This is a genomic window from Pseudomonas sp. PA-4-8C (genome assembly GCF_021606625.1).
Lineage (GTDB): Bacteria > Pseudomonadota > Gammaproteobacteria > Pseudomonadales > Pseudomonadaceae > Aquipseudomonas > Aquipseudomonas lactis.
Map to the genome: position 1 here is coordinate 1 of NZ_WKCD01000162.1, position 12,172 is coordinate 12,172.

Annotated in this window: 16 protein-coding genes; 5 read left to right on the plus strand and 11 right to left on the minus strand. The window is 57.6% G+C overall.

Annotated features, from left to right (window positions below):
* Positions 1–79: 79 nt before the first annotated feature.
* Positions 80–349 (plus strand): DUF6555 family protein, encoded by a 270-nt coding sequence (locus GIW04_RS20345; protein WP_003190473.1) that lies wholly within the window; start codon positions 80–82, stop codon positions 347–349.
* 54 nt (positions 350–403) lie between these two features.
* Here GIW04_RS20345 and GIW04_RS20350 read toward each other — a convergent pair whose 3' ends face one another.
* The 4 genes from GIW04_RS20350 to GIW04_RS20365 all read right to left on the minus strand — a co-directional run bounded on the left by GIW04_RS20350 (position 404) and on the right by GIW04_RS20365 (position 2,233).
* Positions 404–691, minus strand: coding sequence for a hypothetical protein (locus tag GIW04_RS20350; protein ID WP_169855222.1), 288 nt, complete (start codon positions 689–691; stop codon positions 404–406).
* A 147-nt stretch (positions 692–838) separates the two neighbouring features.
* Entirely contained in the window at positions 839–1,390 is a 552-nt protein-coding gene (locus tag GIW04_RS20355) for an ATP-dependent Clp protease proteolytic subunit (RefSeq protein ID WP_003190476.1), read from the minus strand.
* Between the two features lie 53 nt (positions 1,391–1,443).
* A complete protein-coding gene (locus GIW04_RS20360; protein ID WP_003190477.1) occupies positions 1,444–1,728 on the minus strand; it encodes a general stress protein in 285 nt (94 codons plus the stop codon).
* A 328-nt stretch (positions 1,729–2,056) separates the two neighbouring features.
* Positions 2,057–2,233, minus strand: coding sequence for a general stress protein (locus GIW04_RS20365; protein ID WP_003190478.1), 177 nt, complete (start codon positions 2,231–2,233; stop codon positions 2,057–2,059).
* Positions 2,234–2,650: 417 nt separating this feature from the next.
* Between GIW04_RS20365 and GIW04_RS20370 the strand changes: the two genes are divergently transcribed.
* Positions 2,651–4,186: a sensor domain-containing diguanylate cyclase gene (locus GIW04_RS20370; protein WP_034134980.1), complete on the plus strand. Its 1,536-nt coding sequence runs from the start codon at positions 2,651–2,653 to the stop codon at positions 4,184–4,186.
* On the opposite strand, the gene GIW04_RS20375 is transcribed toward GIW04_RS20370, so the two are convergent.
* Together GIW04_RS20375 and GIW04_RS20380 are read right to left on the minus strand one after the other, a co-directional pair.
* Positions 4,161–4,493 carry a hypothetical protein gene (locus GIW04_RS20375; RefSeq protein WP_044272584.1) on the minus strand — a complete coding sequence of 111 codons (333 nt, stop codon included), beginning with the start codon at positions 4,491–4,493 and terminating at the stop codon, positions 4,161–4,163. The genes GIW04_RS20370 and GIW04_RS20375 overlap by 26 nt on opposite strands.
* Positions 4,494–4,525: 32 nt before the next feature.
* Positions 4,526–4,981 carry a GNAT family N-acetyltransferase gene (locus tag GIW04_RS20380; RefSeq protein WP_034134981.1) on the minus strand — a complete coding sequence of 152 codons (456 nt, stop codon included), beginning with the start codon at positions 4,979–4,981 and terminating at the stop codon, positions 4,526–4,528.
* Between the two features lie 250 nt (positions 4,982–5,231).
* On the opposite strand from GIW04_RS20380, the gene GIW04_RS20385 reads away from it, so the two are divergent.
* The gene (locus tag GIW04_RS20385) at positions 5,232–6,071 is read left to right on the plus strand and encodes a DNA/RNA non-specific endonuclease (RefSeq protein WP_236479156.1); all 840 of its coding nucleotides are present in this window, start codon (positions 5,232–5,234) and stop codon (positions 6,069–6,071) included.
* A gap of 3 nt (positions 6,072–6,074) precedes the next feature.
* On the opposite strand, the gene GIW04_RS20390 is transcribed toward GIW04_RS20385, so the two are convergent.
* On the minus strand, positions 6,075–6,293 hold the full coding sequence (locus GIW04_RS20390; RefSeq protein ID WP_003190486.1) for a hypothetical protein: 219 nt from the start codon (positions 6,291–6,293) through the stop codon (positions 6,075–6,077).
* A gap of 235 nt (positions 6,294–6,528) precedes the next feature.
* Between GIW04_RS20390 and GIW04_RS20395 the strand changes: the two genes are divergently transcribed.
* Both GIW04_RS20395 and GIW04_RS20400 read left to right on the plus strand, forming a co-directional pair.
* On the plus strand, positions 6,529–6,972 hold the full coding sequence (locus tag GIW04_RS20395) for a DUF421 domain-containing protein (RefSeq protein WP_034134983.1): 444 nt from the start codon (positions 6,529–6,531) through the stop codon (positions 6,970–6,972).
* Positions 6,973–7,107: 135 nt separating this feature from the next.
* Positions 7,108–7,257: a hypothetical protein gene (locus tag GIW04_RS20400; protein ID WP_003190489.1), complete on the plus strand. Its 150-nt coding sequence runs from the start codon at positions 7,108–7,110 to the stop codon at positions 7,255–7,257.
* A gap of 137 nt (positions 7,258–7,394) precedes the next feature.
* Here the strand turns inward: GIW04_RS20400 and GIW04_RS20405 are convergent, their stop codons facing one another.
* The 4 genes from GIW04_RS20405 to GIW04_RS20420 all read right to left on the minus strand — a co-directional run.
* The gene (locus tag GIW04_RS20405) at positions 7,395–9,266 is read right to left on the minus strand and encodes a D-arabinono-1,4-lactone oxidase (protein ID WP_120248341.1); all 1,872 of its coding nucleotides are present in this window, start codon (positions 9,264–9,266) and stop codon (positions 7,395–7,397) included.
* Positions 9,267–9,391: 125 nt separating this feature from the next.
* Positions 9,392–9,718, minus strand: a complete 327-nt coding sequence (locus tag GIW04_RS20410; protein WP_044272568.1) for a hypothetical protein — start codon at positions 9,716–9,718, stop codon at positions 9,392–9,394.
* A 467-nt stretch (positions 9,719–10,185) separates the two neighbouring features.
* Positions 10,186–11,526 (minus strand): c-type cytochrome, encoded by a 1,341-nt coding sequence (locus tag GIW04_RS20415; protein WP_078802905.1) that lies wholly within the window; start codon positions 11,524–11,526, stop codon positions 10,186–10,188.
* Between the two features lie 16 nt (positions 11,527–11,542).
* Positions 11,543–12,172, minus strand: a 630-nt coding sequence (locus GIW04_RS20420; RefSeq protein WP_236479157.1) for a molybdopterin cofactor-binding domain-containing protein, incomplete at its 5' end; no start/stop codon positions are given.

Below are 12,172 nucleotides of genomic sequence, written 5' to 3' on the forward strand. Positions count from 1 at the left end.
GTGTGATCGTCGTCATTCAAACATTAAAAATTCTGAACCTTCGTTCTGAGCAAATAACAAAAAATCAGAAGGAGAGGTTATGAAAAATTCTTTATATGTCATCGAATACGAATACCACCACGAGCCTAAGTCTTTCATTATAAGAGCGGAGGTGATGAATAACGCAGAAGCTTGGCATTGGGCCTGTTGCGATGCAGGCATTGGCATTATTCCCAGGTCGCGTAATGAAAAGATCAAACGCATCAGCAAACCGCTGGCCGAGCGCTACGGTCTTGAGAATGTAAGATGGCGTCCGTCTGGGAGTATCCCGTTTATTGCAAAACCCTATGTACCACCGCCCCCCGAATGAATGGGTTTTTAATGGATGATGTGCATTAGGGGGCGGCAGGAACGAGGCAAGTGTTTACTGTTTTTTGCGTCGCTCCTGCAATATGCACAATTTTTGCACGCTGCGTTGCAGCGCCTCTTTCATGATGTCGGCTGCATACTGTTGCCTGCACGCCGGGCACAGCATGTCTGACGCTGGCGACATCAGGTAGTCCGGGTCATCCAGCGTTGATTCATAAGGCTGTTTGCAGTGCAGGCAACCTCGGTTCGCTTGTAGATGCGTCACATCGATTCCTCCCTGAATGAAACGGCCACTCTCAATTAAGAAGTGGACGTTTTCAACTGCTAAAAAGGAAGAATTCAAACAAGCGCTTAGTTGATGTTCTATTGCCAGTATTTTGTGGTGATAGTTAGGTAGTTGCGGGCGCGTGCGCCCGCTCGGTTCGTGGGGTCAGGTTTTTGCCGTTCTGCTGCGTACTTTTCGTGTTGTGCAGTTTTTGCCTGATAAGCCCTAGGAATGAATGAAGCTGCTCACGAATTCCGCCTTGACCACGGGAAGTTCGATCCCATGGATCAAGCCGGCGGTGAGCGCTTGTTGCGGGTCGAGAATGCGTGGCGCGGCGATCAGGTATTTTTCGGTCTCCAGTTTTTCGACGGCATCGGCGGTGCGCTCGGCGACGATGCGTGCGTACAACTGCAAGTCGTAGTCTAGGCTCATCGCATATTCGGACATGCGCGAGTGGTCAACCGCGCCTTGCACATGCCAATGAAAGGGGTGGAACAGGAATTTACTGTGTTTGCAGGCGGTCCTGCGCTCACCGGCCAGGAAGATGATATTGCCCATGGATTCCACGGTGCCGAGGTTATGGGTATGCACCGGAATCGGCAGGGACAATAAAAAGTTGTACATCGTAAAGCCGTAGCTGCATTCACCACCCATGGTGGCGATATTCAGTACCAGGCCCTGGGCATCTTGTTGTACGGCCAACGAGGCTTTTTCAATCAGTTGGCTGCACGTAGAAGCGGTGACCGGTGCGGTGAAGTTGATAATGTGTAAAGGCATGGTGTCCCTCATCAATGAAAGCAGGGGAGCACGGCTCCCCTGCATCAAGCACATCAGCTTTTGCGTCCGCCGCCGTGGCTGTGTTCGCCACCTTTACGCCCGGCTTCGGAAGCTTTTTCGCGGTCGTTAGCGAAATTGCCGCCACTGTTCTGGCCACCTTTGCTGCCCGCCTCGGCGGCGCGTTCGGGGTCATTCTTGAAATTGCCCCCGCTGTTCTGCCCGCCTTTGCTGCCGATCTCCTGGTAGAACTCTTTGTCATGGGACGCAGAAGTGGCTTCGCCGCCTTTTTTACCGGCTTCGCTGACGCTCATGTTGCCTTGCTTGTCTTGAGTAGTCATGTTCAGTTACCTCGTCGTTATGTCGTTAATGTAACGTTCACTTCGATTGTGCTGCAAACGTGCACTTAGTCGCGTGCGTCACGCTGCACGGTTATAAGTGCCTTTCACACAAGGGTGGCGTTTTAGATGCACTTATCGTTGCTTCGGCGTGTTCAACAAGTTGCTGATGTTCGTAACACGCAGATGTATTAGAACGCAGGCCAGTCCTTTCTTTAGTTTGCACTTCTACAATCGGCCTGCGAGCTGGCTCGCCGCGCTGATTATCAATGGACGCACGCATAATGAATGCCCTTTGTTAACGAACGGAACAGCGGTAGTGCCCGTGTGGTCAGGACTTACGTCCACCACCATGGCTGTTCTGGCCGCCTTTACGCCCGGCTTCCGAGGCTTTCTCGCGGTCGTTGGCGAAGTTGCCGCCAGAGGCCTGCCCACCTTTCTTTCCCGCCTGTGATGCTTTTTCGCGATCATTGGCAAAGTTTCCAGGGTTTTTATTGCTCGTCGTCATAACAATACTCCCAGTTTTGAAATGTCGTTTCGCTAGTTGCCCGTTTATGCAACGGACATCTTTTCTGATAAGGGCAGGTGCGCAGATGTTTTGAAATTTTTTAAAAAGGGCGATGAACGGTAGAGTGGCAGATGAAACTTGTACAAGTAGGCTCAGAAAGTGCCGCTTCGTATAAGTTTTTCTGCGTCGATTGATATTGAATTAATAGCGACCTTAACGGTTGGTTTAGCATTCAATACCCTGTTTTGATAGTGGTCATTAAAGACGCTGGCTCCTCTGGCCGGCGCTCAGCCGCACACTCTGTTGCTGCAGCCTGCACAGACTGCTTGTATGCTGGCACTCTGGAACCGGTTGCCCTGTGAGTACCGACGTTCGAATGATGGCTGGATGGAAACCGGACTTCCTTAAGGTGCTGACGTGAAGCGTGATACCCGTCTTGTGATGCTATTGCTGTTGGTGATCGGCTGTTCCCTGACTTCGTTGACGATTTGGAAAGTCCTGTCTTCCCGTGACCGCGCGCTGGCGGAAGTGGACGTGCATGGCTTGAACCTCACCCAGGCCCTTAACACCTATACCGAAGGCATCGTGCGGCAGAGCTCGTTGTTGTTGCTGGGGCTGGTTGAGCGTTTGGAAACCGAAGGCAGTGGCCCGGTGCAAATCCAGCGAATCAGTACGCTGATCAACCGCCAGCAGCCGCTGATGCCGCAGCTCAGCGGCATCACCATTTATGATCATCAGGGCCGGTGGTTGCTGTCTTCCAATCGCGCGATCCCAGAGGGCGCCAATAGCAGTGATCGGGCCTATTTCATCCACCATCGCGACGATCCGAGTGCTGAACCTTTTATTGGCCCGCCGATTCAGAGCCGTGCCAACCATGAATGGGTGGTGACCATCAGCCGCCGTTTCAACGACGCGGCGGGCAACTTCGCTGGCGTGGTCGCTGTGACCCTGGGAGTGGAAAACTTTCTGCGGGTATTCGGCAAACTCGATGTAGGCCAGGAGGGTGCCATCGGCCTGTCCTACGCCGACGGCACGTTGCTGGTGCGCTACCCCTTCCGCGAGCAGGACATGGGCCGCAACTTTTCCTCCTCGCCTATTTATTCCAAGTACTTGGTCGACCAACCGGTGGGCACTGCGGCCTATACCTCCAGCCTGGACGGGGTAGAGCGGCTCTATGCCTTTCGCAAAAGCGAAACCCTGCCGCTGATCACCACCGTCGCGTTGGGCAAGCACGAAGCCCTCGCGGCGTGGCGTATCGAGGCGGCGCTGTCAGCGGTCGTGGTGGCGGGGCTGTTGGGGCTGACGGGGCTGATCGGCTGGTTCCTGATCCTGGATATTCGCAGGCGTACAGCGGCGGAAGAGGCGTTACGTGTCGCCCAGCAACAGTTGCTCGACTCCAATCGGCAGTTGGCACTCTTGGCGAAGAAGGACGCGCTGACCGGCCTGGCCAACCGTCGCTGTTTTGATGAGACGCTGGCCGTGGAAGCGCGCCGGGCGCAGCGCGAGGGTACGTCGCTGGCATTGCTGATGCTCGATATCGACCATTTCAAACGCTTTAACGATGCCTTTGGTCACGTCGCGGGAGATGCGTGCTTGCAAGCGGTCAGCACGTTATTGGAAACCTGCGTGCGGCGCCCGTCGGACCTGGTGGCGCGCTATGGCGGAGAAGAAATGGCGATCATCCTGCCCGCGACTGACAACGCAGGGGCTGCGGTGGTCGCGCAACGCATCCTTACGCGCCTGCAGCAGGAGAACATCACTCATCCAGGCAGCCCCTTCGGGCACGTGAGTGTGAGTATCGGTATCGCGACGGGCACGGGTTCACGGCTGGAGCCGGTGTTGGGTCTGGTGGAGGCTGCGGACACAGCGCTTTACGGCGCGAAGGCAGCGGGGCGCAATGGGTTCAACGTGCATCCCGCGGACCGACTCACATCCCCAGCGTCGGGATCATGAGTTCCCCGCACTCCATCAGTTGGCCAGCGGTGACTTGCAACTGCGGGGTGGGTTTTGCCGCATAGCCTGCGATAAAGCCCGCACTTAGCAGTGCAAGGCAGAGGACGGCTTTTTTCACAAGCATGCGCAGGGTCTCGATCGGTTCAAAAGGGTGAACCACAGATTGCCCATTCAAGAAAAGGTTCCTGCCCGCGCAGAAGGCTTTCTGCTTTCTACTTCCTGTAGGAGCGAGCTTGCTCGCGAAAAACCTCAACGATAACGCGTGCTCCCTGAAGAAGTGCGGCGCCTGGGCGTTTTTCGCGAGCAAGCTCGCTCCTTACAAAAGGCATTGCCTGAAGGTCAGCGGATGAACTTGACGTACACACGTTCAGGGTCGTTATCGTCCAGATTTTCGATCTGCCCGCTGGGGATGAAGCCGGCTTTCGTCAGCAGGGCGTGGGACGCGCCGTTGGAGGCATTGGTCGACGCGAACAGCTTGGGCGTCTTGCAGGCTGCTTCGGCCGCTGACAGCAGACGAAGGGCGACGCCTTGGCGCTGGTACAGCGGTGAAACCACCACCAGCGCAATAAACCCATGGTTGAAAAAGTCGTGGGTGAGCACCAGGTAGCCGGCGCACACGTTAGCGTCGGCGGCTACCAAGCATTGCTGGCGAACCACGGCGTCATAGATAAACACACGACGGCTGGCATGCTCGGTTGCGTAGGCATCCAGTGCGACCAATGCATGCACATCGTCGGGGGTGGCTTGGCGGATCAGCCAGTGTGGGGCAGCGGGAGGAAGAAGGTATTCAGCCATGGTCGTGGAGCATCCTCTGTTTGAACATTTGCCCCCACGTGCTTGATGACAGTCCCTTGTGCATTGATGAGGCGATGCTATCGCCCGCTATAGCACAGTTACAGGGTGCGAAGGGGTTACGTTTGTTGGCCTGGTTGCGGTCGTTGTTTAGAAATGTTTATGTGTTCCAATGGTTATCTCGACTTGCGCAGGAAGCGCATCGGCCGAGGCCATTCAGTCTTTTAACAGATACATCCCAAGGAGTAACACCATGCAAGGAAGCACATCGTTCAAGTACCTGGCGTTTTCGTTGATCCCGTTGATTGCCGCCTGTACCACGCCCACACGCCAGTCCGCCGTCCTCCCTGCGCCAGCCTTGCCGTTCGATAACTGCGCGGTTGGCTGCCCCACCGGCGGCAGCCCAGTGACGTTGAACCGCCAGGCCTACACGTTGAACAACAACGGTTCGACCAAGTTTGCCAATTGGGTGTCCTACAAGATCACCAAGGCCACGGCGGCCAGCGGGCGCTCCCGTGACTGGCGCACCGACCCGGATATTCCAGCCGGGGAAACCCTGGACCCGGTGGATTACAACGGCGCCAACGCCGCGCTCAAAATCGACCGTGGGCATCAGGCCAACCTGGCTTCGATGGCCGGGGTGGCCGATTGGCAAACGCTCAACTACTTGTCGAACATCACCCCGCAAAAGGCCGAGCTCAACCAGGGGCCGTGGGCGCGCCTGGAAGACCAGGAGCGCAACCTCAGCAAGGAACCAGGCGTCGATCAGGTGTATGTGGCCACCGGGCCGCTGTATGAGCATTTTGTCGGCTCGTTGCCGGGCACGAACAAAGTGCACACCATCCCCAGTGGTTATTGGAAAATCATCGTGGTCGGCAGTTCGCCGGAAACGGGCCTGTACGCCTCATTCGTGATGAACCAGGAAACCCCCAAGGGCGCAGACTTCTGCGATTACCAGGTCACCGTGGATCACATCGAAGAGCGCTCCGGGCTGACGTTCTGGAGCACCTTGCCGCAAGCGCTGCAGGCCACGCTGAAAACCAGGCAGGGCCAGTTGCCGAATCGGATAGGCTGTAACCGCACCAAAGCCTGACGCCTAGTCGGCACACACCAATGAGGGCCTGCGGCTGCTGTTCTTGCCCAGGCGCTCATGCGTGGCGACGTCTGTGGCCTGTTCACGCAGTGCTTCTTCCAGTGCTTGCAAATGCTTGGACAGGATCTTCACCGACCCGCTCGGGTTGGCGGGGTCAAAGGGGATCCGGCCATTGGCAATCAGCACCATGGCCAATTCCCAGGCGCGTTGTGAGTCGTTCATGACAGGGGTTTCCTTCTTCAACGTGGTCGATATAGACGTGTGACCCGCTTCAAGCGCCCCTATATCAATTGGGTTTCTGCCGAAATTTCGATCACTTCAACGCTTCAGTTGCGCTGGAACCATCATCTTTTTAGATGGTGGCCGGGGCGAGTCGAAAGAATGAACCTGAGCGGCGCGGTGGTCACCTAATCCGTATGAATCGGTCGTTTCCCATTCACTGTTGCGAGGGTCAACCATGGACTCTGTACTGCGGGCTATGGCGATTTACCTGGTACTGCTGGTGCTGTTCAAGGTTGCCGGCAGGCGCACGCTGGCTGAACTCACCACCTTTGACCTGGTGCTGTTGATGGTCATCGGCGAGGCCACCCAACAGGCGTTGCTGGGCGAAGACTTCTCGATGACCAATGCTGTGCTGGTCATCGCCACCCTGATTGCCATCGATATCGGATTCTCGCTGGTCAAGCAGCGTTCAGCCTGGTTCGCGCGGGTGCTCGATGGCGGGCCGACGGTGCTGGTCGAGCAAGGCCAGGTGCTGCATAAACGCCTCAAGCATGCGCGCCTGGACGAGGGCGACATCCTTGAGGCGGCCCGGTCCACCCAAGGGCTTGTAGAGCTCAAGCAGATCCGCTTCGCGATTCTTGAGCGCAACGGCAAGATCTCGGTGATCCCGTTTGAATAACACGCGGCCCCCATTCGTCAGCCAAGGGGCTATTTTTTGAACGCCAGCGCCTCTATTCCAGACAGATAGATCATGGGCGGACGAATCGTACTTTCGTCACGCGTACATCACTCACTCATCAACAGGTGAACCCTCATGAAGAAACTCTATATGTGCCTGGGTCTATGCAGCGCGTTCATGCTACACGGCTGTTTTGACAACGCCGATAACGCCACCAAAGACAACAACAGTGGCACCCAGTCGTCAGTGCAGATGCAGGAAGGCAAGGCGGACGAGAGCAAATAAGCCGTCCAAACAGCCGACGCTTAACTCAAGGGTACTCATCGCCCGAATGTGGGGGCTGGCTTGCCTGCGATGCAAACACCTCGGTACATCAGACAAACCGAGTCGATGAATTCACAGGCAAGCGCACAACACCCCTGCTACGGCATGTCTCCCAGCAGCGTCGCGACAAAGTGGTTGTGGAATCGACCCGCTGGATCACAGGCCTTGCGAAAGGCGTTGAAGGCCGCAGTTCTCTCGCTGCGGCGCTGTGCAAGGTCCTTCAGGAATTCCGGGTTGAACGGCTCAGAGTAAGTTCCCGAGGGTTGAGCCGGGTTGTAAAAACCGAACATTTTGCCGGTGTGCGGCATGCCACCCAGGGCAACCCAGTCTCGTTCAATATCCGCAAAAAAGTGCAGGAGGCGATCCGGGTAGTCAGACGCCGCCACAGCGGGTACGTAACCGATAAGATCCAGGTTCACGAAGGTAGCGTCTGGGGTTTGCGTGTACGTCCCGGCCAACGCTGTGTCCCCACCACGGACGAAGCGGAACTCCAGCGGGGCAACCACCAGGAAGTCGCTGGTACTCTTGATCCGTGCCTTTACGGCGTCGAGTCCTTGCCAGGCTTTACTGAGGCCTTCGTCATCCAGAGCCGGGAGCTCGATAAAGTACGACATGAAAATAACGCGTGAGGCCTTGGTTAGCCACAAGTCTGAGTAGACCGCCGCGGCTTGATCAAAAAGCGTTTCGATCGTAAGGAACCCAGCGTCGATGATTGCACTCGCCGTTGTCGTGTTATTGCCATACTGGGCGGCGATGAGGGGCGGCTCGATGATGGGCTCAAACGGTATCAGGTAGGGTGCTCCGAATACATTCTCTCCCGCCAGGGCACAGGCATTCGGTACGCTTGTCTTCAGGTTGGGAACCTGGGTCGCAGGGGAAGCAACCACATCCCACCACAAGATCAGGAAATTGTCGGTGTAGGGATTGAGAAAGGATTCGACGCGGTCATGGTCCGTAAGCAGCGCCTTGAACCGGGCGATGAAGGTTGGCTCGTCAGCGCAGACAACGTTGGTGTCTTTGCCTGCATTCAACGTGGTTGCCCATGGGCGGGGCAATACATCCAGAGTCACTGAAGTGACAACGCCCAACGCACCGAGGGAGACGCGTGCAAATTGCAAGGGCGACCATCCGTCGACTGCTGGCGTCTGTGCGTCAATGGCCCGCACCTGGCCGTCCGGCCCCATGAGGGTGAACGCCGAAGCGGTTTCGGCAAAAATCGGTGCGCGGATGGTTGCGCCGTGGACATCGACAGCGGTCATGCCCCCCAGGCTGAAGAAGCCGCCGGCGGTCGCGGTCTTGAGCATCAGGTCATGGGCGGTCAGGAAGGCATCCAACTCATCCTCGCGCACACCCGTGTTCACGGTGATCGTATGTGGGGCGGTGCCCAGCACAATAGACTCATCCCCGTTCGGGCCCAAGTCTGCGTAACAGGCGAGGTCGATGAGCCAGCGGTGGGGGGCTGGGGCGATGCGATTGTCTTCGGCAACCAAGGCCGGTTGCGCGTGTCGTTGGCCCGATACGCGTACTGTCGCGCCTGCCGCGCCGGCCTGGCGCACGATGTCTTGAAGCGCTGCCAGATGGGTTGGGGAGAAGTAGTATTGACCATCGATTTCCAGGGTGTCGACGATGTTCTGAGCCCAGTTTTTCCACGGTAGCGGCTGAACCTTGAAATTCAAGGTTGTTCCCGTGACTTCATAAGCGGCCAGCCTGCCGTTATTGGCCGACTGAACTAAAGGTTCTCCTTGATTTTGGATGCCTGCGACGGCGGACACATAAGGCGTGACGCCAATTGCATCCGCGGGAATGCCGAGCAATGCAAGTGAAGGACTGACCCTGTACACACCATTTTCGAAGTTGCCACTGTTCCAATCGCAGGTATGCCATTGGCCGGCCGAATCAAGCCACTGAATCGAAAAGTTCATGACAAAAATGCCGTTGTTAAGGCAACCAATGCGTTCGACTTGTTTCATGTTGGTGTCCTGTTACGTGGTGTTTAACGTCAGGTGAGTTGAGAGTAAAAAAGAAAGCCGGCGCCAACTTCCAACGGCAAGTCACGAAAAGTGGGGGCCGGATACCCCGTGGTAAAGAACTTGATTTATTCGATCAAGTTAATCGCAAAGCCGATGAGGGTTGTTCCTACCGCATCGTAGGTCGCGATCTGGCCGTTTGCGGCAAACCCCACAAACGGCGTGCCTTGGCCTGATGACCCGGCCAGTGCATGCCCATACACCGTGACGGCCAGTGCGTCTGAAGGCACGCCGATGGTTTCCAGGTTCGGCGTGGTCCGAGACTGCGCCACCGGATAGTCACCGCTACTCCATTGGGACGTGTACCACTTGCCGTCGCTATTGAGCCATTGGACCTTGAAGTTAAACACGTAACCGCCTTTGTTATTGACGGTGATTTTTTGAACTTGTCTCATGGTTATCTCCTGCTGAAGCAATAATTTTATATGAGCACGCCTGCGCCCTTTTGCGTGGCGATAAGACGTGTTTATTAAGGGCGTGAATTGCACTGCTTAGAGGCAATGGGAGACGCAGAAATCAAATAGGTCGCCTCGCTCCCTATTTACTGATTACTGTCAAGTGAGTGAGCCTGTTTTCGCGCACTGACCTACAACAACGAGTAGCTTGGATAATCCATTTATAACGTTCGATAACGTGGGCAGTTGGATCATATTTAGCGGGGGGTAGCCTCCGTGGCTGCTGGGTGATTCCTTTCTGATACTGAGGGGGAGGTTAGTCGCGGTACCGATTGCTCGCCAGTGGGGCAGAAAACTATTTGGCTATATGCTCCATTTCGGAAATACCAGTCGTTTCGCTGCCTGTGCTCAGAGGCAGTGCACCCCTTGGGCCTATCAACGGCCACAAGCGCTGCACTGCCTGGTCCTCAGCGCATATGCAAAATAATCGGGCTACTGCTCGCAGGGTCCGTATGCCCGCGCAACTTGCTAACAGCCTTCGCATCGACCGCGCCGCCGTGGTTGCCCCAGGTACCACGCACGTAGCTCAACACGTCGGCGATTTCCTGGTCGGACAATTGCTCACGAAATGCTGGCATGCGGTAGGCGTCCGGCATCCCGGCGGTGACCACACGTTGCGAGCCGTTGAGGGTGATGTTGATCGCCGAAGCATTTTCCGTGGCCAGGGCCGAGGTGGCGCCTGCCAGGGGTGGCATCCAGTCGGGTTGGCCTTTGCCGTCGAGGCCATGGCAGGAGGCACAGCGGGTGGCGTAGGTGTGGGCGCCAGGGACATCCGAGCGCGCCGTGACTGCCTGATACTGCCAGGGGCTGCCGTCACGCTGTGGGTCGCCGGGCAGTGATTTGAGATAGCGAGCGATCGCGGCCAGGTCATCATCCTGCATGAACTGCGTGGAGTTGTTGAAGGCCTCGGTCATGGAGCCATAGACCACGGCATGCTGGTTGCGACCGGTCTTGAGGAACTGCACGATCTGTTCCTCACTCCAGCGGCCCAGGCCGGTGTTGTGGTCCTGGCGCAGGCTGGGGGCGTACCAGCCGTCGAGCAGGGCACCGGCCAGGAATGGCGCGCCGGATTCGTCCAGGGCTTTCTCGTTGAACGCTAGCCCGCGTGGCGTGTGGCAACTGCCGCAGTGGCCAGGGCCTTGCACGATATACGCGCCACGGTTCCACAGCGCGTCCTGGCCGGGCTTGGCGGCGTAGGTCGCGGTGGGCGCAAACACACCGTTCCACAGGGCGATGGGCCAACGCAGGTTGAGCGGCCAGGGAATGCCGCTGGGCAGGTTGGGCTCATTGGCCGGTTGCACGCCTTTCATGAAAAATGCGTACAGCGCCTGGATGTCGTCATCGCTGAGTTTGACGTAAGACGGGTAGGGCATGGCCGGGTAGAGCCGTCGCCCACCCGGCGCCACGCCGTGGCGTACCGCGCGGTCGAAGTCGGCCAGGCTATAGGTGCCGATGCCATGCTCGCGGTCGGGGGTGATGTTGGTGGCGTGGATCGCTCCCAGCGGCGTGGCCATTTCCAGGCCGCCGGCGAAGGGCGTCTTGCCTGGCAGGCTGTGGCAGGCCACGCAGTCACTTACGCGGGCGACGTATTCACCGCGGCTGACCAAGGCGGGGTCGAAACTTGTGCTTTGCTGTTGTTCAAAAGGCGAGGCGGGCTGGCGTGTGACGTACCAGGCCAGCACGCCAGCGGCGACCACGCAGGGCAGCACCAGCCACCCTGCGGTTCTTGCGAATCGGCGGTTATTCATGGGCATTCCCTGTCGGTTAGCTGAAGGTGTAACGGCTCAAAGGCAGACTACGGATGCGTTGGCCGGTCAATTGCGCCACGGCATTCGCCACGGCGGGGGCCACAGCTGGCAACGGCGGTTCGCCGATGCCACCCATCTTTTCGCCGCTCTCTACGATCTTCACGTGGACCTGCGCCATACGCGAAGGCGGCAGCACCGGATAAAGGTCGTAGTTGCGCGCCCGTGGCTTGCCATCCACGTACACCGCTTCCTCCAACAGGGTTTGCGACAGGCCCAAGGCCACGGCACCGTTGACCTGCGCTTCCACAATCGCCGGGTTGACGATGCTGCCCGGGTCAATCGCTTGCCAGATGTGATGAACCTTGACCTGGCCGTTCTCGATCGACACCTCGGCCACCACCGCCGCATGGGAGCCAAACGGCGAAGCCATGGCTACGCCGCGTGCACGGCGGGTGCCGTCTTCGGCGGTGTAAGGCCCACGCTTCCAACCGCCAGACAGCTCGGCGGCCGCTTGCAGCAGGGTGGTCAGGCGCGGGTTGTCGCGCAGCAGGTGCAGGCGCAGTTCATAGGGGTCATGGCCGCCTTTGTCGGCCAGTTCGTCTAGAAAGGCTTCGTAGAAAAAGTCATTGAGCGAGTTGCCCACCGA

Bases quoted from the DNA above. Each gene is read 5' to 3' on its own strand.
- GIW04_RS20390 (WP_003190486.1), bottom strand. From the start codon at position 6,293: ATGAACGACTCACAACGCGCCTGGGAATTGGCCATGGTGCTGATTGCC.
- GIW04_RS20395 (WP_034134983.1), top strand. From the start codon at position 6,529: ATGGACTCTGTACTGCGGGCTATGGCGATTTACCTGGTACTGCTGGTG.
- GIW04_RS20415 (WP_078802905.1), bottom strand. From the start codon at position 11,526: ATGAATAACCGCCGATTCGCAAGAACCGCAGGGTGGCTGGTGCTGCCC.
- GIW04_RS20405 (WP_120248341.1), bottom strand. From the start codon at position 9,266: ATGAAACAAGTCGAACGCATTGGTTGCCTTAACAACGGCATTTTTGTC.
- GIW04_RS20385 (WP_236479156.1), top strand. From the start codon at position 5,232: ATGCAAGGAAGCACATCGTTCAAGTACCTGGCGTTTTCGTTGATCCCG.
- GIW04_RS20345 (WP_003190473.1), top strand. From the start codon at position 80: ATGAAAAATTCTTTATATGTCATCGAATACGAATACCACCACGAGCCT.
- GIW04_RS20400 (WP_003190489.1), top strand. From the start codon at position 7,108: ATGAAGAAACTCTATATGTGCCTGGGTCTATGCAGCGCGTTCATGCTA.
- GIW04_RS20365 (WP_003190478.1), bottom strand. From the start codon at position 2,233: ATGACGACGAGCAATAAAAACCCTGGAAACTTTGCCAATGATCGCGAA.
- GIW04_RS20360 (WP_003190477.1), bottom strand. From the start codon at position 1,728: ATGACTACTCAAGACAAGCAAGGCAACATGAGCGTCAGCGAAGCCGGT.
- GIW04_RS20410 (WP_044272568.1), bottom strand. From the start codon at position 9,718: ATGAGACAAGTTCAAAAAATCACCGTCAATAACAAAGGCGGTTACGTG.
- GIW04_RS20355 (WP_003190476.1), bottom strand. From the start codon at position 1,390: ATGCCTTTACACATTATCAACTTCACCGCACCGGTCACCGCTTCTACG.
- GIW04_RS20380 (WP_034134981.1), bottom strand. From the start codon at position 4,981: ATGGCTGAATACCTTCTTCCTCCCGCTGCCCCACACTGGCTGATCCGC.